This is a genomic window from Acinetobacter sp. ANC 3929, from assembly GCF_000369405.1.
Taxonomy (GTDB): Bacteria; Pseudomonadota; Gammaproteobacteria; order Pseudomonadales; family Moraxellaceae; genus Acinetobacter.
Genome location: NZ_KB850000.1, coordinates 81071 through 106344 on the forward strand (window position 1 = coordinate 81071; position 25274 = coordinate 106344).

The 25274-nt window shown below is 38.5% G+C and carries 21 protein-coding genes and 1 pseudogene; 12 read left to right on the top strand and 10 right to left on the bottom strand.

The window, feature by feature from the left end:
• The first annotated feature begins 44 nt into the window (after positions 1-44).
• The 5 genes from F909_RS08070 to F909_RS08050 are packed head-to-tail and all read left to right on the top strand — an operon-like array spanning position 45 to position 6320.
• Positions 45-581: a hypothetical protein gene (locus F909_RS08070; RefSeq protein ID WP_005151629.1), complete on the top strand. Its 537-nt coding sequence runs from the start codon at positions 45-47 to the stop codon at positions 579-581.
• Between the two features lie 19 nt (positions 582-600).
• On the top strand, positions 601-1773 hold the full coding sequence (locus tag F909_RS08065) for a hypothetical protein (protein ID WP_005151631.1): 1173 nt from the start codon (positions 601-603) through the stop codon (positions 1771-1773).
• Entirely contained in the window at positions 1770-2783 is a 1014-nt protein-coding gene (locus tag F909_RS08060) for a TRAFAC clade GTPase domain-containing protein (RefSeq protein WP_005151633.1), read from the top strand. The genes F909_RS08065 and F909_RS08060 overlap by 4 nt, the downstream gene beginning before the upstream one ends.
• On the top strand, positions 2783-3652 hold the full coding sequence (locus F909_RS08055) for a TRAFAC clade GTPase domain-containing protein (RefSeq protein ID WP_005151636.1): 870 nt from the start codon (positions 2783-2785) through the stop codon (positions 3650-3652). Before F909_RS08060 ends, F909_RS08055 begins: the two co-directional genes overlap by 1 nt.
• 1 nt (position 3653) lies before the next feature.
• Complete coding sequence (locus F909_RS08050; protein ID WP_005151643.1) at positions 3654-6320, top strand: hypothetical protein; 2667 nt, start codon at positions 3654-3656, stop codon at positions 6318-6320.
• A gap of 311 nt (positions 6321-6631) precedes the next feature.
• Here the strand turns inward: F909_RS08050 and F909_RS08045 are convergent, their stop codons facing one another.
• The 5 genes and pseudogenes from F909_RS08045 to F909_RS08025 all read right to left on the bottom strand — a co-directional run bounded on the left by F909_RS08045 (position 6632) and on the right by F909_RS08025 (position 11381).
• Positions 6632-6829 (bottom strand): hypothetical protein, encoded by a 198-nt coding sequence (locus tag F909_RS08045; RefSeq protein ID WP_005151652.1) that lies wholly within the window; start codon positions 6827-6829, stop codon positions 6632-6634.
• A gap of 268 nt (positions 6830-7097) precedes the next feature.
• Complete coding sequence (locus F909_RS08040) at positions 7098-7706, bottom strand: sortase family protein (RefSeq protein WP_005151654.1); 609 nt, start codon at positions 7704-7706, stop codon at positions 7098-7100.
• Positions 7707-8396: 690 nt separating this feature from the next.
• Positions 8397-9386 (bottom strand): annotated as a pseudogene (locus tag F909_RS08035) (fumarate reductase/succinate dehydrogenase flavoprotein subunit); the annotation flags it as partial.
• Between the two features lie 44 nt (positions 9387-9430).
• Positions 9431-10183 (bottom strand): GntR family transcriptional regulator, encoded by a 753-nt coding sequence (locus F909_RS08030; RefSeq protein ID WP_005151658.1) that lies wholly within the window; start codon positions 10181-10183, stop codon positions 9431-9433.
• A 253-nt stretch (positions 10184-10436) separates the two neighbouring features.
• Entirely contained in the window at positions 10437-11381 is a 945-nt protein-coding gene (locus F909_RS08025) for a LysR family transcriptional regulator (RefSeq protein ID WP_005151661.1), read from the bottom strand.
• Positions 11382-11474: 93 nt separating this feature from the next.
• Here F909_RS08025 and F909_RS08020 point away from each other — a divergent pair, with 93 nt between their 5' ends.
• Positions 11475-12116, top strand: a complete 642-nt coding sequence (locus F909_RS08020) for a LysE family translocator (protein ID WP_005151663.1) — start codon at positions 11475-11477, stop codon at positions 12114-12116.
• A 46-nt stretch (positions 12117-12162) separates the two neighbouring features.
• Here F909_RS08020 and F909_RS08015 read toward each other — a convergent pair whose 3' ends face one another.
• The 4 genes from F909_RS08015 to F909_RS08000 all read right to left on the bottom strand — a co-directional run bounded on the left by F909_RS08015 (position 12163) and on the right by F909_RS08000 (position 16768).
• On the bottom strand, positions 12163-14115 hold the full coding sequence (locus tag F909_RS08015; RefSeq protein ID WP_005151669.1) for a family 2A encapsulin nanocompartment cargo protein cysteine desulfurase: 1953 nt from the start codon (positions 14113-14115) through the stop codon (positions 12163-12165).
• Positions 14090-15022: a family 2A encapsulin nanocompartment shell protein gene (locus tag F909_RS08010; RefSeq protein WP_005151670.1), complete on the bottom strand. Its 933-nt coding sequence runs from the start codon at positions 15020-15022 to the stop codon at positions 14090-14092. The genes F909_RS08015 and F909_RS08010 overlap by 26 nt, the downstream gene beginning before the upstream one ends.
• Before the next feature lie 235 nt (positions 15023-15257).
• The gene (gene epsC / locus F909_RS08005; RefSeq protein WP_005151672.1) at positions 15258-16196 is read right to left on the bottom strand and encodes a serine O-acetyltransferase EpsC; all 939 of its coding nucleotides are present in this window, start codon (positions 16194-16196) and stop codon (positions 15258-15260) included.
• Positions 16197-16258: 62 nt separating this feature from the next.
• Positions 16259-16768 carry a rhodanese-like domain-containing protein gene (locus F909_RS08000; protein WP_005151673.1) on the bottom strand — a complete coding sequence of 170 codons (510 nt, stop codon included), beginning with the start codon at positions 16766-16768 and terminating at the stop codon, positions 16259-16261.
• Positions 16769-17172: 404 nt separating this feature from the next.
• Between F909_RS08000 and tauA the strand changes: the two genes are divergently transcribed.
• Genes tauA through tauD form a run of 4 tightly spaced genes read left to right on the top strand, consistent with a single transcriptional unit; the run spans position 17173 to position 20751 of the window.
• The gene (tauA, locus tag F909_RS07995) at positions 17173-18213 is read left to right on the top strand and encodes a taurine ABC transporter substrate-binding protein (RefSeq protein WP_171067317.1); all 1041 of its coding nucleotides are present in this window, start codon (positions 17173-17175) and stop codon (positions 18211-18213) included.
• A gap of 9 nt (positions 18214-18222) precedes the next feature.
• Positions 18223-19014 (top strand): taurine ABC transporter ATP-binding protein, encoded by a 792-nt coding sequence (locus F909_RS07990; protein WP_005151678.1) that lies wholly within the window; start codon positions 18223-18225, stop codon positions 19012-19014.
• Positions 19011-19889 carry a taurine ABC transporter permease TauC gene (tauC, locus tag F909_RS07985; RefSeq protein ID WP_005151679.1) on the top strand — a complete coding sequence of 293 codons (879 nt, stop codon included), beginning with the start codon at positions 19011-19013 and terminating at the stop codon, positions 19887-19889. Before F909_RS07990 ends, tauC begins: the two co-directional genes overlap by 4 nt.
• 16 nt (positions 19890-19905) lie before the next feature.
• Positions 19906-20751, top strand: coding sequence for a taurine dioxygenase (gene tauD, locus F909_RS07980; RefSeq protein ID WP_005151682.1), 846 nt, complete (start codon positions 19906-19908; stop codon positions 20749-20751).
• Positions 20752-21065: 314 nt separating this feature from the next.
• On the opposite strand, the gene F909_RS07975 is transcribed toward tauD, so the two are convergent.
• On the bottom strand, positions 21066-22154 hold the full coding sequence (locus F909_RS07975; protein ID WP_005151683.1) for an AraC family transcriptional regulator: 1089 nt from the start codon (positions 22152-22154) through the stop codon (positions 21066-21068).
• Between the two features lie 65 nt (positions 22155-22219).
• Here F909_RS07975 and F909_RS07970 point away from each other — a divergent pair, with 65 nt between their 5' ends.
• Positions 22220-23968 (top strand): neutral/alkaline non-lysosomal ceramidase N-terminal domain-containing protein, encoded by a 1749-nt coding sequence (locus F909_RS07970; RefSeq protein ID WP_005151685.1) that lies wholly within the window; start codon positions 22220-22222, stop codon positions 23966-23968.
• Positions 23965-25251: a D-arabinono-1,4-lactone oxidase gene (locus F909_RS07965; RefSeq protein WP_005151687.1), complete on the top strand. Its 1287-nt coding sequence runs from the start codon at positions 23965-23967 to the stop codon at positions 25249-25251. Before F909_RS07970 ends, F909_RS07965 begins: the two co-directional genes overlap by 4 nt.
• Positions 25252-25274: the final 23 nt, after the last annotated feature.

A 25274-nucleotide genomic window follows, 5' to 3' on the forward strand; every position in this document is an offset into this window, starting at 1 on the left:
ACCCATATCTTTTAGTAAGTTAAATTTTTGATTAAGTGTAAGAAATGGAAAGAATATTTCAAAATATTACTAAAGAATTTGTTAAAGAAAATTTTTCTTCTTATCAAGAAACTAAAAACTTGTGGGTAGAGGCAGGAGGCAAAGCCTCAATGATCTCGGACACTCATGATGCTAATGTTAGATGGGGTGATTTATTTCGTAAAATAGAGGCTGGTGCAGTTGAACCAATAAAATTGATTCTAGTTGCACTTGAAATTTATCCATTTAATAAAGTTTTGCTTAGTGAGCTTAAGAATCTCATATCAGACAATGTACTTGTAAATGCTAAAAGTTTTATTGATGATCAGGATCAAAGTTCTATAGCCCTTTTAAATGGAATTCCAACAGAACATGCAGCCGCAGCAGTGACAGTTGCATTAACAGAAAATATTCAGCCAAATATCTTGGATAATAGGAATGCTGATCCTATTAGTCAGTCTTTCAAGCAATCATTTGCTAATAAGGCGGGAGAAATGATTGCTATAGCCGGGGGGGCAGCTTGGCTACAAGTAGTATCACAATTAATTTCTTCTGTATCTTGAAAATAAGAGAATAAAATTTATGGAAATCTTGACGGTTTGTAAAAATATTTCTGAAAAAATTCAACGTGAAATTTTATTAAAATGGGTGGGGAAGAAAGAATTAACTACAGATGATACAAATATCATTGTTAGTTTTGCTAAAGATTATTCAAATCAAATCTTTTCTAAGGCACCTTCTGAATTAATTGAAATTATATTTTCAATAATTTATGTTCCGAAAGATAAGTTATTGATAGAAAAAGTAAAAAGTGAAGTTTTTGATGAGATAAGTAGTAATAACCCATTACTTTTCCAAGGAATGTCAGATTTTGGTGAGAAGCCAAAATTATTTGCTAATAATATTTTATTATTAGCTATAACTAAGCTATTTGAGAATGAAATTCTAGAAAAAACTGATATTAGTAAACTACTCATACTCAGTGAAAGTATCAAGTTTATCAGCTTTTATAATCCTAAAAGAAATGAAGAAAATGAATTTAGTCAAGATTTTATCGATATTCTTCTGAAGTTCCATGAAGAGATAATTTCTGAGGACTGGAAAGATGCTAATCTAGTTGCACCTAAAATAGAAAATCTTTTTGAATTACAGGATATCGTAAATCCAGATGAGGAATCTGATGAAGGCCATCCCGTTGAACAAATTCAAAATGAAAATATAGAAGCAAGTAGTGCAAATATCATAGAAATGTATAATGCTCTATCTTCTTTCAGAAATATCTCTAAAAATTTTTATCAACAAATAATAAATAAACAAAATCAATATGATATTGAACAGGATTTATTGTGGTGGTTAAATGTAAGCCATACAAAAAAGTATCCTAACCAAAATTTTTATTCTTACAAGCTGATAGAAAATCCATTTTTAAGTTCTGCATTTATGGTTTTAGATTTGTGTTCAATTGAATCTTTAAACTCACCCTTAATACTACCATTACCTGATAAGGTTAAAGCCTTATTATTAGAGTCGATATATAAGTGCTTTCCAGAAGTTCTAAAAGAGAAAGTTATATTAAGCACATTCAAAGAAATCGAGAAAGACGAATTCAATGTACTACCTGAGATAGATAACATTAGATATATTCTCAGTATATTGGAAAAATTCTGTGATATAGATCTAGAAGTTTCAGTTCCAGCATTTAGTTTACAGATGCTGTCATTAGTTCAAAGTTTAAAATTAGGGTTGGTTAAATGACATTATATACGTGTAAAAACCCTGACTGCCCTGTAAAAAATTCATGTGAGGACATACCTCCATGTCATATAGGAAACACGCATGAAGATTGTGAGGATTTCTATGAAGTATCAAATGATGAAAACATAGAGGAAAATGAAGATAGTCAATCTAAGGATATTGATCTTAAAGAGATTTTAGTATGCAATACTCATATTAACTATGATCAAATTAAGTTTTTTAGCCTTGAGGCTGAGCCAAGTATTGCAACATTCATAGGTTTACCAAATGTGGGTAAGACTAGTTTATTAACTTCAATAATTTATGCATTGCGAATGGGAAATGAAGCTGATCTAGGATTTATGGGATCGTCCACGTTAAATGCATGGAATCAATTAATAGACTTAACACACTATGCCCATGGTGAGACACCACAGCATCCTGAAAGGACAATTGATAGGCCTGGAACCCGATATTTACATCTTCTAGCAAAACACAATGGAAAAGGTTCAGATCTTTTTCTTGGTGATACAGCTGGAGAAATCTTTTCTAGCCTAATTGGCAATCCTGATGAGCAAAGTCAGGAATATCAACGTATTGTTCAGTGGATTACAGAAGCAAAAATACTACTGATTTGCTTAGATAGCTCAGAATACTACACGGATATGTTATGGCTTTCAAAAGATAATCATACAATATTTATAGATAGAGTTTCAGAAATAATTGCAAAATACAACCCTAATGTTGATATTATATTCATTGAAACTAAATATGATCTTGTCCAAAATAATAAAAAAGTTTATCAATATCATGAACAAGTGAATCAATATTTTTTCGATAGATTCAAAAATATATTAAAACACATTAAGACTATAAGTATTACGGCAAAACAAGGTGAGTTTCCTGTAGGGGTTGGTGAAATAGTAACCACATGTTTGGCTGCGCAAACAGGGAAAAATACCCACGAAGATTTAAATCTTGTTAAATATAATGTTCAAGATGTTTATTCAGAATTAAAAGAGTGGATTTAATGAAATATGAAATTCTAATTTTAGGCGAACCTGCATCTGGAAAGTCAAATTTTCTTAGAATGTTGGCCTATAAGTGGACTTTAGCTGATTCAGCAGTAAAACAAATTAAAACACCAAGTATGCTTCTAGATCAAGATATATTTGAGGGTTTTGTAGTAGATAGAACTCAAAGTGACTATAAAAGCGGTACTTGGGATTTAAAATTTGAAAACCAAGAAATTAATATTGAATTACCAGAATACAATGGCGAGGAATTTTTAGATATTACTCAACATGCAAATTGGACGATAGAGTGGAATGAACGAATCATAAATTCAAAAGGAATTGTTTTAATGATTCCAGTTGATAAAGATGAAGTTTATGATTTAGCAAAACCATGCGAGCAGCAGGTTGAAACTAAAAAATTTGAAAAAAAGGATGCTGAAAATATAGTAGGTAGTGATTTTAATTATATTAGATTTTTTCAACAAGTAGCTTTGCTTAAAAAAATATCAAGAAAAGAAGTAAAAAAAATCCCATTAGTCATAATCATGAATTTTTGGGATAAACTAGATAAAACTAGCATAAATATTACACCCGAAGATCGGTTGGAAAGCGTATTACCATGGTTTTATAATTTTATTATGAGTAATTGGGATAAGGAGTATATTCAGGTTTATGGCGCTAGTCCATTGGGTAGTTTAGCAGAGAGTTTACGTGTTAGAGATAAGTATCCCGAAGACCCTTCAAAGAAGATTTCAGACGCAAGACAGAAGTTTTTAAGAAACTTACAGAAACAGTCATGGGTAGTTACGAATGATAACCCGACTATTAAAAATTATGACCTAAGTATTCCATTTATTTGGATGTTTAAAAGACTTGGTAATTAAGATGTATTTAGACTGGGCATGTATTTATTCTGATGACAGTGCTAGAATTAAAGGACATCAGTATAGAAATAGTTCTTTAATTTTAGAGCAAAAGCAGAAAACTGATCTAAAAAACTTTTTCTATATTCCTAGTAATTTTCCTAAGATACCTTTAATTAGTGGTAAATGGTTTGACTCACTGAATAAATTTGCTATTGGATGTACTCAGATATTACCAGTCGATGGACGTACAAGTTATATAACTTTCATGATATTTTTAGATAGTGAAAATATAGAAAAAATAAATGACATTTCCTGTATCTTAAAATTTCTTACTCAAGATGCCATTTACCTAAGAGAAGTTTCTGATGCTAAACAGCCTTCCCCGATTTTTGTAAATGATTCAAATTTTTCATTTTTAGATGAACATTCTAGGAGTGAATTAATTCTTAAGTCAAAAAATATTATTTCAACTATATGTGATGTTTACTCTAAAAAGCGTTCTAATATAATACCTATAGCTGTTGATGAGGTGGAAACCTTAATTGAATATACAGCTCTTTTGAATGAAATTTGGATGAAACTTCTTCCAACTGTAAGAAAAGATTTTAGTTGGGTAGGTTTGATTAAGTATATTGATATTTCTTTTAAAGAAGTAACTAGATTTATTTTTACAGAAAATTTCACTTCGCAATGGGAAACGAATATAAGACTGGGGAAAGTATTACCGTTAGGTAGTAATAAAGACAATCAGTTTTCTATTAATTATTTTAATTCATTTGAAAATTTATCTGTTGGTAATCCTAATGTGATTTTTAGAGATTTTAATGGGAGTTTGAATGAATTTCATCTCTTATCTAGTTTTCTCAATAGTTTAAGTGTTGCTGATAGTGGTAATGAGGTTAATGTTAGGATAATTAATCTTATGAGCGCACTCTATTATATAAATGAATTATTTTGCGATAATTATATTTCAAAACATTTCTTTGATATCCAGTATGAAATTATTTCTGAAAAATTGTTGCAGGAGATTAAGCATGCAACCAACTTTTTTGAATTACAAAGGATTTTTGCTGATAAAAATAAATTGATTGATAATCAAGTCATACAGTCTCTAAAGGTGAAAATTAAAGAGTTAGTCTCTAAAGGGCAGAGTTTTAATAAGTCGATTTTGGCTCATGCTATGAAATTCTCATGGGTGAGAGAAATTATTGTTGATATTGTTAATGATTTAGACTTGAGTCAAAAAGATTGTATTTATTCTTTGATTCTAACTCTCTATCAAGACTTAAGTGATGATAGATTAACTTTTTGGTTTAGCTTTTTATCTCCATTTAGAGAGAAAGTTTTAGATAGCTTAATTGAAAATGTGACTCTATATCCTAAAAAATTAAAGTTAGATGAGTTATTGTTTTTAAAAGATGTTTTCTATAAAAATAATTGGTCTGAGTTTAGTTTAATTTTTTCTATACTATTGGTTCATCATAATGCGGATGGTTATCAAATTGAGCTGCCTTTTATTCTAGACGAAATATATGAAAATGAAGAAAATATTGATAGGTTTAAGGGGATTATTCGAAGTACTTGGGGGACAAGTAAATTTATTAGCTTATATTTGAATTTTTTAAAAGATGATGCAGAAAAAGACTATCTCATCTTTGTTGAGTCATTTTGGGAATTTTTAATAGAGAATTTATCACACTTGTCTAAAGAGCCTCTATGTCACTTTGTCTTAAAATTATGGCTAATTATTCTGCCAAAATTATCTGCTGATGAAAAAAATGAAGTATTCGACCAAAACTTTTTTGATAGAATCTTGTTTTATATAATAAATGAAAATTTTATTGAATATGTTTCTGTTTTTTTAATTAATTTGGCTAATGTTTCTGGACTTCATTTATACAATTTAAGTAGTAGAAATCGAAAGTTAATTTGGAGTAAAAGCGGCTCTAAAAATTATCTTAAATCCACCTCAATTGCTTGTATTCAAAGCAATAAACCTATTGCTGAAATTGAAGATGTACTTTTTTATGAGATAGATAACTATTTGTATAAAGATTCATCTATTGCTATTAGTAGTTCTTTAGTGAATTACTTGAAAAATCCACCAACCATTTATTCTCTAAAACATGAAGTAGTCTTACATAGACTTTCATCGTATATGTCTAAAGTAGAGATGGAGATGTATGTTCAAAATGTTAAGAAAAAGCCGAATATCTTCAAAGAGTTGATTAGTGCATTTAAAGCAAGTAAAAAAGATAAATATAAGAAAATATTACCTTATCATAGTGTTACCTTTCTCAATCATATGAATTTTGAGGATAAGTTGGAAGCATGTTATCCAGATGGTATGGTTGATATAAATGTCGGTTATTCTGAATGGAAAAATACATTTCAGAGTTGTTTAATTCGTATAACTAGTTCTAAGTTAGATTTAGAGATCATTTGTAGTGAATGTAATTTAGATTATAAAAGGTTTCCAAATGGCGATACTATTGGAAATTTTGCAGCAATGATTGTTAATCAAGTTTTTGATCAAAAACGTATTAATGGTATGCTTTTTATCGAATGTGTCCAAAGGCATTTTGGTATCAATAAGGCCTATGATTATTCAAGTGCATCAAGTCAATATAAGCTATTCGTTATGCTGAAAGCTTATTTTGAATTGAAGTTTTATAACAAAATTTAACTTTAATTATCCTTTATGGTTCGCAAAAATTGTAAGACTGTAATCAAGCCTCTCATGCTTTGAACTTGCACAATTGGAATCTCTCTAGTCGCTTTTTTTATAGGAATTAATGAAGTGATGAATCCACTCTGAATTCCCACCACTTAGCACATATACTGTGTGATAAACACGGATTAGAATAAGACCATCCCACCTTGCTTAGATGTAGGGTCACAAGTACAGGATTGACCTTTAAGCGGCTAATCGAGATACGATGCACCTTAATCACCGATGCAATCTGTGCCTGTTTCAGACCGAGCTGATCAGCAGTGCTAAGTAAAGCTTTTGCCACTATCACTTTTGGGTCTACATTTGACTGGGTAATATTCATCTTCATAAGCTTCAATCAGTGCGACTAAAGTCTCCATTTCATCAGCTTCAGGTGTACCTTTATCTGCTTGAAAAATACTTTCTAAGCGAATAAAAGCATTAGTAAGATCATCATCATTTCTAATGAATTTAATATTCACTGACATATCCTAATTCGTAAAATATCCTCCAATTCCTAATATCCAGAAATAGGAGGATAGGCATTAATATAACCACAATATTATAAGATTATTATTTCTATTTTGTATAATAATCCTCACCATGCAGATTATAGTCATAACGTGAAGTTCGATTGACCTTGATAATACAGCTATTATCGTTCACCCGAACCGCAACATCCCGTCATGTGGACAGATGGCATAATTTTTTTTTGAAATCATCTCGCTTTTACTACCTTTCTAATATTTGTTATTGATAATGATCAGCCGAGAGTAACTGGCGGATTTCACTTGCCATTTGAGGACTACGCCACGGGAATAGCACTTTTAGGCTATAGTTAGGTTTGAATTGATCTCTTGTCCCTATATTGACTTGGAACTCCCGCTTCATCGGTGTTCTATGCTCACGCTGATTAATATGTGTTCCCATCATCGGGTTACTAATCACTGTAGTTGTGGTTCTGAAGCGATCTTCGACCAAATTGTAATGGCCTACAGAGGTAATATAGTCAAAAGGATATTTGACTAGGCGTTGATCGGGCTGATCAAACAGGATGATGGTCTTATCCTGACTGTTAATCCAGACTCCACGATTTTGATAATTAAAGGTTTCACCCTGACGTTTCAGTTGTTCGGTCATCCCATCAAAGTAGGTATTTCCGTATTGATATAGGTAGTAAATGATCACAAACCAGAATAGATCAAAGCCAAAGAAGATATAGGCGAAAGCGCCAAAGGAAAAAATTTTGGCGACAATGAGAAAAATCACAATTGGCAAGACCACACATTTTAAAAATAATTTGGATTTTTTTGGGTAGTTTTCGATTGGAATGATTTTTGGTTTCGTTAATTCAGTCATAGTTATTCCCACACATGTGTTTAATGTAATACTTCACAATCACAAGGGGACAAAAAGGTATATTTTTATAGGCGTGACTTAGCCATCCACCTTATAGATTGTTTTGTATAAAAATTTTGTCTAATACAGTTAATTGAGAATTAGCTCTTTATTCCTCGTTGGCTGAAATAACGAGACCGAGCAGGTGGTGGGACACAAATGAGAAAAGATGAATGACACATGATAAATTCCTATATGCGAATAAAGTTTCTACCACATCACTGTCAAATGATGGTGGTAGAACAAAGAGGGGGTTGACAGACTGGGCATATAGAACCAGCACGCACGAAGCGTCCCCCTCTCGTTCTACCGCAAAGGGGGAACACGAGGGTTTCGCACATAACCCACACTTAGCAAAGTGTGAATCTGGTACGCTATACGCCACGGCCTGTCAAAACCGACTGACAATTTAGGTCAGCAACGGAATGATAGTTTTAAGCAGCCGTCCAGTCAAATATTTTGCTAATTTAAAGGCTAAAATTTGGGAATTTAAAAACATATATGGAATTTTATAGTTGTTTTTTTGATCAAAATGTCGATATTCATTCTATATTTTTAATCCATATGTGGAATTTATAATAAATGAATTTATTTTAAAATAATCAATTGTTTGCGTATTTATTCTATATTTTAAAGTATTGAGTGCTGCGCGCGGCCTTCATGGAAACGGCCACGGCTTGGACGTTCATTGGTATGTAGAATCTCTTCAATGGTTTGAATGGTTTCTTCCGCCAAATGATCCATTTTCAGGAACACGGGGCCATTGCCACTTTGCAGTTCCTGATAAAACTCCCACATCATTTGGCCTGACCAGTAGTCACATTCAATAAAGCGTTCACCTTTGCTGTTGGCGGTATAACCACCCAAAGGACCGGTCACATAGGCACATGCAGGGCCGTTATAATCTTTAATCAGCGGATTGATCTGGAAACATTCCAGATTTGAAAGTTCAGCACCTGCATGGTAAGCCATAGCATAACCATCACCCGCATTAGTCGGATTTTCATAGGTTCCCATCAAATAGCCAGATGCAGGTAAGCCTAGACGTCCAGCGGCCCCACAACATAAAATCGCAGCCTTGGTTTTGATCACATAGAAGTCACCATTGCGACAGTCAAAACCCAGTACACCGTTGATGGCTCCGTCAGCATTTTTCAGCAGGCGAGTGGTGACGATGCGGTTATTAATTTTGACCTGAGCACGCTTGAGTTGGCGATACAAGACTTTTTTAATGTCATGACCTTCAGGCATTGGCAGCACATAAGCACCCATGTGATGGACTTTTTTTACGGCATATTCACCCGTTTCATCCTTTTCAAATTTTACTCCCCATTGATCCAGCTGTTGAATGGTAGTGAAACTGTGTTTGGCATAGGCATAGACCGTGGCTTGGTTAACAATGCCATCATTGGCAATGGTAATTTCCTTGGTATATTGCTCAGGCGTGGCATAGCCTGGAATCACGGCATTATTCAGGCCGTCCATGCCCATTGAAATTGCGCCGCTGCGTTTCACATTGGCTTTTTCAATCAATAAAACTCTCAGGTTGGGGTTGGCTGTTTTGGCTTTGATGGCTGCCATCGGGCCAGCCGTCCCCCCACCGATGACGACAATGTCATAGTCCAGTGTAATCGTATTCATGTTGTGCCTTTTTGAGTGAGTCTTAACTCACAAAGTAATGGTCGTTAGGTATTTCGCTTTCGATCTACTCTTAAACGGTATTGGAAGGTCTCTCCTGAAAAATAGAGATATTCGAAATCGATTGGATGTCCTGCATGATCGTGTGTCAATCGCTCCACTCTTAACAGTGGCGCATTGATATCGACTTGCAAAAGTGCACTGAGCTCTTCATCTGCAAGCGTGGCATCAATGTTTAAATCGGCATGTCCCAAGGCAATCGATAAATCCTCTTCAATCGCTAAAAATACATCGCGAGTGGAGAGGTTGATCTGTTGTAATGCTGTTCCAATCGCTTCGGGTAAATAGGTCAGTTCAAATGAGACCGGCTTACGATTGAGTAAGCGAATCCGTTTAATCTCCACCACAGTGCTGTTGACTGAAAGTTTTAATTTCGAGGCAATTTGCGGTGTAGCAGGAATAAAGCGAAACTCTTTTACAACGTTAAATACCTCATGTCCCATATTGGTCATGGCTTCTGCAAAGCCTTGTAGTTGGGAAATGTTTTGAAAGGTTTTCGGTGCGCTAACGAAAGTGCCTTTGCCTTGAATCTTGTAAACAAGGTGTTCGAGCTGGAGTTGATTTAATGCCTGACGAATGGTGATACGGCTGACATTAAATAATTCACTCAGTTCTTTTTCAGATGGCAACTGCTGATGAATCTGATAGGTTCCATCAACGATCTGCTGTAGCAGGGCCTGATAGACTTGATCATACAACGGACGTTCACCATTCACTTTATTTACAATTGGTTGGTTCATTGAACTTAAACTTGTTATAACAACTTGGTTGTTAGATTAGCGATTATGTAAAATGAAGAAAAATAACTTATGCTGAAAAAAATATCTGTTTTTGTGCATTACTATCTGCGTAGGCTGAAAAATAAAGATGCTTTTTACTGTTTTATCTATCGATATTTTTAAGAGTAAAACATTAAAAATAAATTAGTTAGAATTTTATAAATCATCTTATTGTTTGCTATTATCACTAGATTTATAAATGAAAGTGATCGTTTTAGCTTGGGTTATTTTGCTGAAACAGGACAGGTTCTGCGGCTAATTTTTCAGCCAGATACTGAATGAACACACTGAGTTTTGGTGGAACATGTCGTGTTGGCGGGTAGAGTAACCATGCGCCACCGCTATAATGGGTCTTAAAATGCCAATCAGGTAAGACCTGAACCAGTGTGCCTTGTTCTAAAGCATGTCGAGCTACGAAGTAAGGCAAACTGGCAATGCCTAAATGTTGTAAGGCTGCACTCAGACGCACACCTGTATGATTCGCAGCATAACGTCCACGGACTGGCACAGTAATGGATTTCTGCTCTTGCTGGAATTTCCATTTGGAATCATTCGGTTGTTCACCCAAATAGATACATTGATGCTGCTTTAAGTCGTGTGGATGCTGTGGTATGCCATTTTTCTGCAAATATTCAGGCGTGGCACAAATCAAATGATCAATGTCAATCAGTTTACGTCCCATTAATCCACCTGGTGGCTGTTCAGTAATGCGAATCGCCAGATCTACACCATCATCGATCAAGTCGATGTAACGGTCTTCCAATAGCAACTGAATATCAATTTTTGGATACAGTGCCAAGAACTCAGGTAAGTGCGGGTGTAGCATAAAATGCCCAACGGCCTTTGGCACACTGATTCGGATAATACCTTGTGGTTCAATATGAAATTGTCCTGAGCTTTCCATTACCGCTTGCGCTGCATTGACCAAATCCAAGCAGCGTTCATAGACTTGCTGGCCACTTTCACTTAAGCGCAGTTTACGAGTGGTGCGATGCAGTAAGCGTGTGCCTAGCGCACGTTCTAAACGGGCAATGGCACGACTGACTGCAGAAGGGGTTGAGCCGAGCTGACGTGCAGTTTCAGAAAAGCTTTCCGTTTCGACAACTTTTACAAAAGTTGCCATTTCATTTAATAGAACCAGACTTTGATTTGTGCTCATAGCGCAAAAGTTATTTGGATTTTGATTGGATTATCGCGCTTTAAAAATCGCAATACAATCTTTTTCCTGTAGTCATAAGTGGAGATAAATGAAATGTGGCAGTTGTATGGACATGAGTTTCTGGCCTTGGCATTGATCCATTTTATGGCCGTTGTTTTACCGGGACCTGATTTTATTATTACCGTCAGACAGAGTGTTCGCTATGGCTATTTGATTGGCTGTATCACCGCGATTGGTATTGGTGTGGGTATCTCGGTGCATGTATTTTATACCTTGGTGGGTGTTGGGGTCTTGATTCAGCAAAGTGTCTGGTTAATGTCGTTATTACGTGTTGCAGGTGCAATTTATTTGATTTACCTAGGTTGGCAATGTTTACGCAGTCAGCCAAATACCAATCTGGATATTTTGACAGGCGAGGTGATGGGTAAACCAAGCTTAATCAAGGCCTTTAACATGGGTTTTTTAACCAATGCACTGAATCCCAAAGCAACCGTTTTCTTTCTGGCAATTTTTACTACCATTGTTAGCCCGACCACACCGTTAAAGGTTCAAATTGGTTATGGCATCTGGATGTGTTTAGTCAATGCTGTATGGTTTATTTTGGTCAGCATTATGTTTGCTCAGCCTGTTGTACGGAAACGCTTTTTAGAGTTTGGGGTGTATTTTGAACGGGTAATGGGGGTTATTCTAGGGGTAGTTGCAATACGATTGATTTGGAGTGTTGCATTTGCCTGAACATAAAAAAGACTGCGCTGAGGCAGTCTTTTTTATTGAAGAGGGGTTAGGCATTCCGTTTGTTTCTGGTCAGTTGATGTAATACCGACACCAGCAAATCAATTTCTTCGGTGGTATTATAAAACGCCAAAGATGGACGTACAGTCTGTTCCACACCAAAACGACGTAGAATCGGTTGAGCGCAATGATGCCCTGAACGTACTGCAATGCCATGTTGATTGAGTGCTTTACCGACTTGTTCAGTGGAATAACCATCTAGAGTAAAGGACATCACACTGGCTTTGTTTCGGGCTGTACCAATGGGCCTTAAGCCGGAAACCGTACTCAATGCATGCTGACCATACTCCAGTAAGTCATGTTCATAACGGGCAATATTATGAATGCCTAAGCGTTCAACATATTCCAAAGCAGTGCCTAAACCCACGGCATCGGCAATATTACCGGTGCCTGCTTCAAACTTATTTGGGGCAGGTTGGTAAATGACCTGTTCAAAGGTCACATCCTGAATCATATTGCCGCCACCTTCCCAAACGGGCATGGTCTCCAGAATTTCAGGTTTGGCATAAACTGCACCAATGCCTGTCGGTCCAAATACTTTATGCCCTGAGAACACAAAGAAGTCAGCATCAATCGCTTGGACATCAGTTGGCATATGCGAAACAGATTGAGCACCATCGACCAAGACGCGTACACCTTTGGCATGGGCAATCTTGATCACCTCAGCGACAGGTGTGACCGTACCAAGGGCATTGGACACTTGGGTAATCGAAATAAGTTTGGTTCGCTCATTAATCAGTTTTGGTAGTTCTTCCAAAATGATTTGTCCAGTATCATCCACAGGAATGACACGCAATTTAGCACCCACTTTTTTGGTCAATTGAAACCAAGGTACGATATTAGCGTGATGTTCAAGATGCGAAACAATGATCTCATCACCTTCACCAATATTTTGTTCACCCCATGTCTTGGCAATCAGGTTGATGCCTTCGGTGGTGCCACGAACAAAAATAATTTCTTTTGATGATTTTGCCCCTATAAAACGTGCCACTACATTGCGGGCATGTTCATAAGCATCGGTTGCTCGTGCTGCCAGTTCATGTGCAGCACGATGAATATTGGAATTTTCGTGCTGATAAAAATAGGCAATACGATCGATCACGCTTTGTGGCTTTTGTGTCGTTGCTGCATTATCAAACCAGACCAAAGGACGACCATTGACGCGTTCTTGCAGAATCGGAAAGTCACGACGGATCGCTTGAATATCCAAGGGCTGAGCGGCATTGGCAACAAACTGTGGTTGTGAAGGTTGATAATTGCCGTAACCAGCATTGTGTTGTGGCAGATCCAAGAAGTAAAAACCTGAAGAGGCGTTATTTTTTGCTTGAGTAGAAGTTTGAGAGTCTTGCTGCAACAAACTTTTTAACGCATCACCATGAGGCAATTGAAATGATTGAGCCGTGGCAAAGTTGGCCGCATCAAATTCAGAACTTGATGAACTCGGGGCTGTAAAATCATTTAAAAAATAAAAGGGTGAAGCATCATTGGTTGAAGGACGAGATGGCTCAACTAAAGGTACATTTGGTGCACTATGAACCGCTTGTGGAAAATTAGGTTCAATGGGCGGACGTGGTAAATTGGCACCCCCCACGACTGGCGCAGAGGCGATCGCACGTCGCTCAGGGTAGTCAGGATAGTTCGGAATATGCTCAGGATATTCAGGGTTTAAACTTTTTTCATAAGCAATATTGGGCGCACGACCACTGAGTGCCGCCAAAGGTTCAGCAGGCTGTGCTTGATGAGGTGGCGTACCGACATTCGGCAAGTCCAAATTCAAACCAGAAGAATGACCACTACCAGAACTTGGCAGGGCTGCAAAAAATTCAGAGGCAATCCGTGAAAGTGTTGCTTCATCTGGGAAGTTGGACGGTGGGCTAACACCGGCCACTTCAGAACCCGTTGGACTACCGTTTAAATTACTTGTAGTTAACTGGGTAGTCATGATACTTGTCCACCTCCACATCTTCGAGCACAGCCAATGCATCCTCGGTCAATACGGCCAATGAGCAGTACAATGAAATCAGATAAGACGCAATCGCATTGCGGTTGATGCCCATGAAGCGTACGGAAAGACCAGGAGATTGCTCACCAGCCAAGCCCGGCTGGAATAAGCCAACTACACCTTGGCGTTTTTCACCCACACGCAATAACAAAATTTTGGTTTTACCATCTTCCACAGGAATCTTATTCGATGGAATCAGCGGAACACCGCGCCATGTGATGAACTGTGAACCGAATAAACTTACAGTTGGTGGTGGAACTCCACGACGGGTACATTCACGACCGAATGCAGCAATGGCATCTGGATGTGCAAGGAAGAAACCTGGTTCTTTCCAGACTTTACGAAGTAAATCATCAAAGTCATCGGGTGTTGGTGGACCATTCAACGTAGAGATACGTTGGTCATCTGCTACGCTTGCCAATAAACCATATTCAGGGTTATTGATCAGCTCGCTTTCCTGACGCTCTTTAATGGTTTCAATGGTTAAACGTAATTGTTCTTTAATCTGATCGTGTGGGCTGCTGTAAAGATCGGCAACACGGGTATGGATATCTAAAACAGTTGAAACACCATTTAAGAAATATTCACGTGGCTGTGCATCATAATCCACAAAAGTTTGTGGCAAAGTAGCTTCATCGCGTTGTGTACACGCGACTTGGATATCATCGGTATTGCTGACACGGTTAACGCGATAAATACCTGCTTCAACAGGAATCCATTGCAATAAATGCGTGAGCCAACGAGGGGTAATAGTCGAAAGTTGTGGAACGGTCTTGGTGGCATTTGCAAGCTGTCTAGCTGCATGATCCCCAAGCGCAAGTTGGACTTTATCTGTGGTTTTTGCCATGAATAAATTTTCCTGTTTTCTTTGGCTTTGTTAATAAAATTGGTTTTATTGCAATAATGTTTAATGATTTATTTCGCTAGACTAGACAATATTTAGTATTTTTAAAAATATTATTATGAGATAAATAATCGTGAATTACTTGCTTATTAATCATAAGAATATATTTATAAGAAATAAATATAAGTATTGAATATACGTTTATTTATCCTAAAAATCATTTAAATACTTCATTCATTTAAACTTTACTATTATGTAATGACTCACTTGGCGACTGCAAAATCTGGCTGCCTGCTGTAACGCTATGGGTGAGCCACACATTCCCACCAATAATTGAGCCTTTACCAATAGTGATACAACCTAGAATTGTCGCACCTGCATAAATCACTACATGGTCTTCAACAATCGGGTGACGGGCATAATCTTTTTTCAAGGCACCATCTTCATTCAGTTCAAAACGTTTCGCACCAAGTGTGACGGCCTGATAAATACGTACATATTCACCAATTACAGAGGTTTCACCAATCACTACACCTGTACCATGATCAATAAAGAAACCTTTACCAATTTTGGCACCTGGGTGGATATCAATTCCTGTGGCGGAGTGCGCCAATTCAGAAATAATCCGTGAAAGCAGTGGAACACTGTGATAGAGCTGATGTGCCACTCGATGATGGATAATCGCTAAAATACCAGGGTAACAGAGTAGGACTTCGTCAACACTATGTGCGGCTGGATCACCTTCATAAGCAGCACAGACATCAGCATCTAACAAGCGACGGATATCAGGCAAGGTATTGGCAAAGTCTTGTACGATGGTTTGGGCCAAGGCAACTTGTTGCTCGTAGAGCAGACGCTCATTGCTGGAAACAGGAATTTGTTTGACTCGACTCTTGGTTTCGTAATTTAAAGCCAGCTTGACCTGTGAAAATAATTCATTGAGTACGCGGTCAAGGGTATAAGCAATATAGTAATCTTCTGTTTCTTGACGCAGATCGCTGGGTCCGAGTCGCATCGGAAAGAGGATTCCGCACAGGTCATCTAAAATCGATTTGAGTGCTTCTTTGGAAGGGAGTTCGCGTCCACCAAATTCTTTGATACGATGTTGACGCTCTCTCCATTCATGCCGCGCTTGTTGCAAGCCTTCAACGACAGACTGTATTTTCCATTGGCTCACGTGAATTCCTTGCAAATCGAGGTATTGAATAAATCGTAAAATATTCGTTTAAAAAAGCAGCATTAATCTTGTAACCAAGGTAACTGATGTGTGCGCCAGCCGTTGCTTTGATTACGCTGCTGCAGTTCATTTAAATCACCTTCAAAACCTTCCAGCACGTTATAGACTTGTGCAAAACCTGCACTAAATGCTGCTGTTGCTGCTAAAGCAGAACGTTTACCGCTACGGCACAACAATAAAATGGGCTTATCTTTGCCGACTTTGCTATCCAGTTCTTTTAAAAAACGTGGGTTACGGTTAAAGGATGTGCCAGTTGCCCATGCAACATGAATACTTTCAGGCACATAGCCGACGAACTTACGTTCTTCATTGGTACGTACATCGACGAGAACCGCATGACCTTGTTCAACCAAATACCAAGCTTCGGTCGGTGGTATGCTGCCCGTGAAATCAAGTTCATTTTCTTCAGCATAGTGCTGGGCACGTTGTAAGATCTCTTGTGGATCTGTAGATAAAACGTGAATCGTAGATGTCGATTCTGCTATATCAGTAGAATTAAATTGAGCATTCATTTTTATAACCTTTTATACATCAGCGGGATGATGTTTTTATCTTAGGGCTGTTTTTATATTCAGGAAAATAAGCAAAATTTATTTATATATCTATTTTTGATAAATAATAGCTTTTTATTAACTTATTCGGAATATAGTTTAAAACTATGTTTTAAAATGAATGTGCTTATTTAATTTCAAGATGAAATTATCAATATTAAATATTTTACTTTTCAAATAACGAGAATCATAAATATTAAAAAAGTAACTTTGGGATTTTAAGACGATACAACTCAAAAATTAGATCTGACGAAAAAAGCAGCAATTAATGATCAACTCTGTATTCTTATCTAATAATGGAATAAGCAACTCACTTTTTCTTATTTTTAATCATAAAGCATGCCGCATACCATAAGCCTATATTGTTGAAAGATCATCTAATTATGGGCATCAAGAACTCCAAGCCGCTAATTGTTACTGCGATCGTCCTAGTGGCGATTGTTGCTTTTATTGTCTATCAAAATCAAAAAGATGCTGCACCAACTCAATCTAAAAGTAATAAAGCGGTGGTGATTGCCTATCAAACAGGTGTTGATCCAACCAAGGTTGCGCAGGCAAATAGTGATTATGAACGTAATAGTAATCAAGCAATTCAATGGCGTAAGTTTGATGCAGGTTCTGATGTGGTCAATGCATTGGCTTCGGGCGATGTGGTGATTGGTAATATCGGTTCTAGCCCTTTGGCTGCAGCAGCAAGTCGTGATTTACCAATAGAAGTGTTTCTTGTGACGGCTAAATTAGGCGGTTCAGAGGCATTGGTGGTGAGTAACAAATCAGGCATTAAAAACCCTCAAGATTTGATTGGCAAAACCATTGCCGTACCATTTGTTTCAACCACGCATTACAGCTTGTTGTCAGCACTCAAGCATTGGAATATTGCGGATAACCAAGTCAAGATCATCAATTTACGCCCACCTGAAATCACAGCAGCTTGGGAACGTGGTGATATCGATGCAACTTATGTTTGGGAACCTGCATTAAGTAAAGTCAAAGCCAGTGGTCATGTTTTAACAGACTCTAAACAAGTCGGTGAATGGGGTGCACCAACCTATGATCTTTGGGTGGTACGTAAGGACTTTGCCGAGAAAAACCCTGAGTTCTTAAAAGCATTCGTACAAACCAGCTTGAAACAGGTTGAGGCGTACCAACAAGATCCAAAAGCCTTTGAGCAGAATGCTGACAATATTCAGAAAATCGCACAATTGACGGGTTCAGATGTAAAAGACATTCCATTGTTGCTTTCAGGAAATATTTATCTAGATCGTCCGCAACAGCAAACAACATTGGCGGGTGAATTTGCCAAGAATATCTTTGATACGGCAACGTTCTTAAAAAGTCAGGGCAAGGTCGATCAAGTGAAGCCTGATTATCAAGAGAATGTGACCACCAATTTCTTGCAGCCATAGGAGATCGAAATGAGCGTATTAGCTGCAGAACATCTTCATTTAACTTTTCCAAAGCAGACGGTACCTGTCCTTCAAGATATTAATCTGAAGATTGAAGAAGGCACTTTGACTGTGATTTTGGGTGAGTCTGGTTGTGGGAAAACCACATTGCTGAATATTTTGGCAGGTTTCCAAAAACCGAGCTCAGGTCAGATTAAACTGGACCATGAAGTGGTGACTGCTCCTGACGCACGCCGTGCGGTCGTGTTTCAAGATCATGCTTTACTACCGTGGTTAAATGTCTCAGAAAATATTGGTTTTGCTTTACAGCTTAAAGGTTTGAAATCACGAGAGATTCAGCAGCAAGTCGATGCAATCTTGAAAATTGTGGGTTTAAGCCATGTCGCTCAAGCCAATATTTGGGAATTGTCGGGTGGTATGAAACAACGTGTCGGTATTGCACGTGCATTGGTGAGTCATGCAGCTTTTATCCTATTGGATGAGCCTTTTGCAGCCTTAGATGCTTTTACTCGTGAAACCATGCAACAGCTAGTTCTGGATTTATGGATTGAGCAAAATAAGTCGTTCTTCTTGATCACACATGACATCGAAGAAGCTTTATTGTTGAGTAATCAATTGGTGTTGATGACTGCTCGACCTGGCAAGATTGTTGAAACTTTAAAACTGGATTTTGCTGACCGCTATAAGCAGGGCGAATCGATTCGTACAATTAAATCAGATCCGAAATTTATTCAATTACGTGAACAATTGTTTGAACGTTTACGGGTGCAGAAACTGGCAGGGCATGAGGTGGCTGTATGACGGGTCAAGCGAAAAATACGGCCTATGAGCTAAGCAAGGCAGATGAGCATCAACAATCTGACAAGCAGTCAGGATCAGTTGTAAATACAGTAGCGTCTTTTATCGCTCGCCATCGTAGCTTGGTATTAAGTTTATCGAGCGTATTGAGTGTCTTGATCATTTGGTACTTAATCACTGCATTAAAAATTGTCCCAAGTTTATTTCTGCCGAGTCCACAAGCGGTATGGCAAAAGTTCCTTGAAGTCAGCCAGCAAGGCTTTATGAAAGCCACTTTATGGCAGCACTTGGCGGCGAGTATTTCGCGTGTTTTGCTGGCACTTGTTGCTGCGATCGCGATTGGTGTGCCTTTAGGTTTATGGATGGGGCTGAACAAATGGGTTCGTGCGGTACTTGATCCATTGGTTGAATTATTGCGTCCGATTCCGCCTTTAGCGTATTTACCTTTATTGGTGATCTGGTTTGGTATTGGCGAAACCACCAAAGTGCTTTTGATTTTCTTTTCCATTCTTGCTCCTGTGATTATCAGTAGCACCCATGGTGTACTCAGCCATCAGCTCAATCGTGAACGTGCCGCCTTATCATTAGGGGCGAGCCAGTCACAAGTATTTTGGCATGTGATTTTACCGACCGCATTACCGCATATTTTAACGGGTATTCGTATTGGTTTAGGTGTGGGTTGGTCAACCTTAGTAGCATCAGAATTAGTCGCGGCAGATCGAGGTATTGGCTTTATGGTACAGTCAGCAGCCCAGTTTCTGATTACTGATACTGTGGTACTTGGCATTATTGTGATTGCGATTGTCGCAGTGAGTTTTGAATTGTTTTTGCGTTGGTTACAGAAGCAATTATCTCCTTGGTATGGCCAACAGTTATAAGTGTGAGTAGTAGAAGATGACGTTAAATATTGAAATGATTAAACCAACGATCGGTGCAATTATTCACGATGTTGATTTAAACACGGCCGATGAAAATACTACACAACAAATTCAACAGGCTTTGCTGGATCATCATGTGATTTTCTTCCGCAATCAGCAGCTTGCACCTCAGGCACAAGCTGAGCTTGCTCGTGGTTTTGGTTCTTTACATATTCATCCAATTTTCCCAACGGTTGAAAATGTACCTGAAATCATTGTATTGGATAGTTGGAAACAAGACTTACGTGATAATGAGCTTTGGCATACCGATGTGACCTTTAGCCAGAAGCCACCATTGGGCTGTGTATTGCAAGCGATTAAGATACCACCTGTAGGTGGCGATACGTTATGGTCGAGTGGGGCGGCTGCATTTGCTGCGCTAGATCAAGATTTACAGCAAAAGTTGAAAGGCTTAACCGCAACGCATGATATTCGCCAGTCTTTCCCGATTGAGCGCTTTGCGCATAATGATGTTGAGCGTAAAAAACTGGAAGAAACCTTTAAGCGTAATCCACCTGTTATTCACCCTGTGGTGAGAACGCATCCAGTCACAGGTCAGCCAATTTTGTTCGTGAGCGAAGGGTTTACCACGCGCATTAATGAGTTGGATGAGACGGAAAGTGCTGAGTTGTTGCAGTATCTATTTGCCCATGCCACCAATGAGCAGTTCCATCTGCGCTGGCAGTGGCAAGCGGGTGATGTGGCAATTTGGGATAATCGTTGTACACAGCATAAGGCTTTATTTGATTATGGTGATGCGCATCGAATTATGCATCGTGCTACGATTAATGGTGATGTACCGTTTTATCAAGCAGCAAGTTAATATTTAGTTTTAGATAAAAAGCTTGGGTAAAATCCTGAGCTTTTTTTATTTTATAGTTTGATCCCTTCGGTGGAATCTTATAGAGATCTCATCTTATTTTTGGATAAGCCTTCAGGTGGAGTTACTTTTGTTTCGGCAAAAGTAACCAAAACCTGAGCTGCGATTGAAGCTGCGTAAGATCTGCAAAACCTGTTCAATTCTTTCATCTCATATAATTTTTGATTGAGATACAAATTTCTTAAATCTTGTCGATAACACGCAGGTTGCAGATGACCTTTCCGCGTAGCCAATTTCGAGGAATATTCTATTTTTCTTTAATCTAAATATTGTTTATAAATCGAAGGGGCTTGTCCCGTCCAACGTTTAAAGGCACGTCGGAATTCGCGGAGCTCACTAAAACCCAATTGCAGGCTAATCTCACTCATGGATAGGTTCTGTTTAATAAGTTGCTTGGCCTTACGTTCTAGGACATTTTGCCGAATTTGTTGAAAACTCAAGCCTTCTAACAATAATTGCCGTCTTAAATGGCGTTCGCTGATACGTAAATGTTCAGCAGCTTGCTGCATCTCGAAACGTTCAGGTAATTGTTGTTCAATTAAATGATCGAGTAAATGTACATAACCCACCTGATTGAGCTGATCAATTTCTTTTAGGGCCTGCTCACAGATTTGGATGGCAGTTGCATAGTTGGCTTGGCTGTAATTCTTTAAGCCACGTTGCAACATGCTGCTGCTAAAGCGAATGATATTTTTAGGACTGTTAAATTGAATCGGGCAGCCAAAGATAGTTTTATATTGTTCTTGATATTGGTTGGGGAAATAGCTGAGTTCAAGACTGATCACATCATCATGATCGCCTAGCATCGCGTTTAAACAGGTGATGATGCTGCTAAATAATTCATCATAAAAGAAGGCTTTCAAATCAGCACATGGATGAGATTCAGTCACATCTAGCTCACATATATCTGTTTGTAGACTAAAATTGATATTAAGCACGCTGCCAGAAATACGATGGTAACGCAGCGCAATGTCTAAAGCATCCGCCACGGTCTTGCACGATTGCATGGCAAAACCCAAAATTCCCATTGAAATCAAACCTTCACTACTGCCAAGTTTTAAGCCGAGGTCGGGTTGTGGATAGGCGTTCATGGCTTGCCGCACGACATCGCAAAGCAGACTAAAACGAACCACACCTTGGGTTTGCTGTATTTGTACAATGTCTAAACCTGAATCTTGAAACCATGCAGCATAATCCCACTGCTGTTGTTCAGCGTAGTGGATTAGGCTCGCCAGAATGGTGGGCGGAATAAATTGTTGTTGGTCATTGTTATAGCTGCTGTGTTTAGGCATAAGTCCGTTTTGCCCCCCAAATAAAAGTTCCTTTAACCCTGTTGGGTATCGCATAATTTTGATTAACTTTCAACATGCTTTAACACAGTTAGAAAAAGAATTGAGAAAGGAAAGCGCCAATGTATCAGGTGGGTTGGGATAAACAGCAAATTAAAATCACACCGAAAGGCTATGCGATGTTTGGTTATGGGCAATGGTCTCATCGTGCCTATGAGCAGCGCACGGCTTTATATGCCCGTAGTGTGAGCATTGTCGATCAACACGGCAATCGACTGTTGATGTGTTGTCTTGATTTAGGCTGTATTACGCATGCTATGCGTAGCCAAACAGTAGAGCAATTAACTGAAAGATTGGGCTCGACATTTGATGAGAATCAATTGGTGTTAATGGCAACGCACACCCATTCAGGGCCAGGTGGCTGCGCGCATGAGGCTTTGTATAATATGCCGACACCGGGTTTTGTACCTGAACATTTAGATGCCATTGTTGAAGCGATTATATTGAGTCTTGAACATGCCATTGCAGAACAACAAGATACTGAAATTTTTACCAGCACACAGTTTTTTCCCGAACAAACACCTGTCGCTTGGAATCGTTCAATTAAAGCCTATAACCGAAATCCAGAAGTGAGAATACATACCGAAGCTGAAACGCATTTGGCCTTGAACCGAGAAATGCAGTTGATAGGTTTCTATCGTGAGCAAAAACTGCAGTCCTTTATTTCTTTTTTTGGGGTACATGCCACCTGTTTAGGAAACACCTTAAAAGCTTATGATGGCGATAATAAAGGTTATGCAGCTGCATTTTCAGAGCAGGCTTTAACTCAACAAGGCATTCAAAATCCAGTTACGCTTTTTGCTCAAGCCACCGCAGGGGATGTATCACCGCATTTTCATGGCAAAGATCAGCTCAAGCTTCGTAATCAAATTAAAGGCGAGCAGGAATATCAATACGCGCAACAAAATGGACGTTATCAAAGTGAACTGGCTTTGACAGCTTTACAATCAAATATTCCTAAAAATTTGCAAAAAGTTGAAGGCAAGATCGATGCCGTTTTGTCTTATGTTGATTTGAGCAATATTGAAATTCCAGCAGCGTTTGCATATGGACAGCATGATGCAAAAACCAGTCAGCCTTGTCATGGCACGGCATTTTTTGCAGGTACGCCTGTGGATGGTTTAGGTGCGCCCAAACCATTAATTATCGGGATGCAGTTTTTAGCGGATCAACTGCGTAAACATAAACTTAAAAATTCAAATTCAGCAGATTTTATTGCTGATCAGGAGCTGTATGCTTCGCAAGGGCCAAAGCAGATTGTATTGGAAGCAGGCGCTAAAAAGATTTTAGGCCAGCCGATTGGCTTTCCACCCAGTATTCTTGATCCATTGATTGCCGAGATGAATCGACAAGTCAAAGCGGGTGCGATTCAAGACAGTCCTTTAGTGCCGAGCGTTGTTCCCTTTCAAATTGTGCGATTAGGGTCTTTGGGATTGGTATGTTGTCCAGGAGAATTTACAACTATTGCAGGGCAACGTGTTATCGCTATAGTTCAACAGACGCTTGCTGCACAGACTGCAATTGAAAAAGTTTGGTTCGCTTCATACTGCAATGATTATATGGGTTATGTCACCACCTATGAAGAATATCAACAACAGGCGTATGAGGGTGGACATACCTTATTCGGGCAATGGACCTTGGCAGCTTGTCAAAGCAAATTCAAAGATTTAGCAGAACAATTAGTATTAGAAAAACATAAACGTCATTACGATGAAATGACACGACCACAACCCATTGCAAAACAAGAACTCGCAAAACGCAGTAATCATGGCAATTTAAAAACTGCCGTCAGCCAAGGAGAGGCAGTATGAGCGATTTAAAACAAGGGATCTGGTCAAATTGGTCTGGCTTGCAAAAAGCCAAGCCGCAACAGATTCTTCGACCTGCCCATATCCAAGAATTACAGACCATTGTGCGAGAACATCAAAAAATAAGGGTAGTGGGTGCAGGACATTCATTCACCCCATTGGTATGTACAGATGCAACTTTATTGTCTCTGGATCATATTGCAGGAATTGCATCGACTGATATTGATCGATGTCAAAGCAGTATCTATGCAGGCACACGTTTGTATGATTTAGATCAACATTTAAAACAGCAGCAAATTGACCAAGCTCTGATGAATCAGGGCGATATTGATCAGCAAAGTCTAGCGGGTGCGGTGTCTACAGGGACACATGGCACAGGGGCAGATTTGTATTGTATTTCAGCTTATGTTGAAGCTTTCGAGCTACTTACAGCTTCAGGTGAAATCCTAAAATGTAGTCGTACTGAACATCCTGAAATTTTTGCCGCAGGACGGGTTTCTTTGGGGAGTTTGGGCATTTTGACTCAGATCACCATGCAGAATCGCCCGCGCTATAAGTTAAAAGAGCATATTGAACTTTGTCCTGTAGAGGACATGATGCAGCATATTCAGCAATGGAAGCATCAGCATCGGCATATTGAATGCTTTGTATTTTCTTATGAAAAGCAGTTGATGTTAAAAACACTGGATGAGACTGATGAGGAGATTCTACCACGTAAGGATAATTTTCCTTCCGATGATACCTTACTCACGTTATGTTCTGAGTTGACCAAAAAGTTTCCTTCATTAAATCCGTATTTACAGAAGCTTTTGGGAATCTTTGTTAAACCGACGAGCTATGTGGATTGGTCGAGCACAATTTTCCCAACGCCTCGTCATACCAAGTTCAATGAAATGGAATATCAGATTCCTGTTGATCGTGGGATTGAGTGTTTGGATGAAGTGCTGCATGCCTTAAGAGCAAATAAGGTTGCGACTTTTTTTCCGCTCGAATTTCGCTTTGTGAAGGGGGATGATATCTGGCTCAGTCCTTTTTATCAGCAGGATTCGATTTCGATCTCGGTGCATCAATATCATAAACAAGATCCGCGTTTGATATTTGATGTGGTTGAACCAATCTTGCAGAAATATCAGGGTCGTCCGCATTGGGGTAAAATGCATCATATGACCACGACACAGCTTCGTGCTTTATATCCAAAGTGGGATGATTTTATGGCTTTGCGTCAGCAGCTTGACCCAGAAGCCAAGTTTTTAAATCCCTATCTGGAAAAATTGTTTTTAGGTTAGTTTTAACTTGGGTTTGATTTAAA

Coding starts and splice junctions, on each gene's coding strand:
- F909_RS07990 (WP_005151678.1), top strand. CDS start 18,223: ATGAGCGTATTAGCTGCAGAACATCTTCATTTAACTTTTCCAAAGCAG.
- F909_RS08000 (WP_005151673.1), bottom strand. CDS start 16,768: ATGAATGCTCAATTTAATTCTACTGATATAGCAGAATCGACATCTACG.
- F909_RS08050 (WP_005151643.1), top strand. CDS start 3,654: ATGTATTTAGACTGGGCATGTATTTATTCTGATGACAGTGCTAGAATT.
- F909_RS08025 (WP_005151661.1), bottom strand. CDS start 11,381: ATGAGCACAAATCAAAGTCTGGTTCTATTAAATGAAATGGCAACTTTT.
- F909_RS08070 (WP_005151629.1), top strand. CDS start 45: ATGGAAAGAATATTTCAAAATATTACTAAAGAATTTGTTAAAGAAAAT.
- F909_RS07970 (WP_005151685.1), top strand. CDS start 22,220: ATGTATCAGGTGGGTTGGGATAAACAGCAAATTAAAATCACACCGAAA.
- F909_RS07975 (WP_005151683.1), bottom strand. CDS start 22,154: ATGCGATACCCAACAGGGTTAAAGGAACTTTTATTTGGGGGGCAAAAC.
- F909_RS08030 (WP_005151658.1), bottom strand. CDS start 10,183: ATGAACCAACCAATTGTAAATAAAGTGAATGGTGAACGTCCGTTGTAT.
- F909_RS08015 (WP_005151669.1), bottom strand. CDS start 14,115: ATGACTACCCAGTTAACTACAAGTAATTTAAACGGTAGTCCAACGGGT.
- F909_RS07965 (WP_005151687.1), top strand. CDS start 23,965: ATGAGCGATTTAAAACAAGGGATCTGGTCAAATTGGTCTGGCTTGCAA.
- F909_RS08065 (WP_005151631.1), top strand. CDS start 601: ATGGAAATCTTGACGGTTTGTAAAAATATTTCTGAAAAAATTCAACGT.
- F909_RS08010 (WP_005151670.1), bottom strand. CDS start 15,022: ATGGCAAAAACCACAGATAAAGTCCAACTTGCGCTTGGGGATCATGCA.
- tauD (WP_005151682.1), top strand. CDS start 19,906: ATGACGTTAAATATTGAAATGATTAAACCAACGATCGGTGCAATTATT.
- tauC (WP_005151679.1), top strand. CDS start 19,011: ATGACGGGTCAAGCGAAAAATACGGCCTATGAGCTAAGCAAGGCAGAT.
- F909_RS08020 (WP_005151663.1), top strand. CDS start 11,475: ATGTGGCAGTTGTATGGACATGAGTTTCTGGCCTTGGCATTGATCCAT.
- F909_RS08055 (WP_005151636.1), top strand. CDS start 2,783: ATGAAATATGAAATTCTAATTTTAGGCGAACCTGCATCTGGAAAGTCA.
- F909_RS08060 (WP_005151633.1), top strand. CDS start 1,770: ATGACATTATATACGTGTAAAAACCCTGACTGCCCTGTAAAAAATTCA.
- F909_RS08040 (WP_005151654.1), bottom strand. CDS start 7,706: ATGACTGAATTAACGAAACCAAAAATCATTCCAATCGAAAACTACCCA.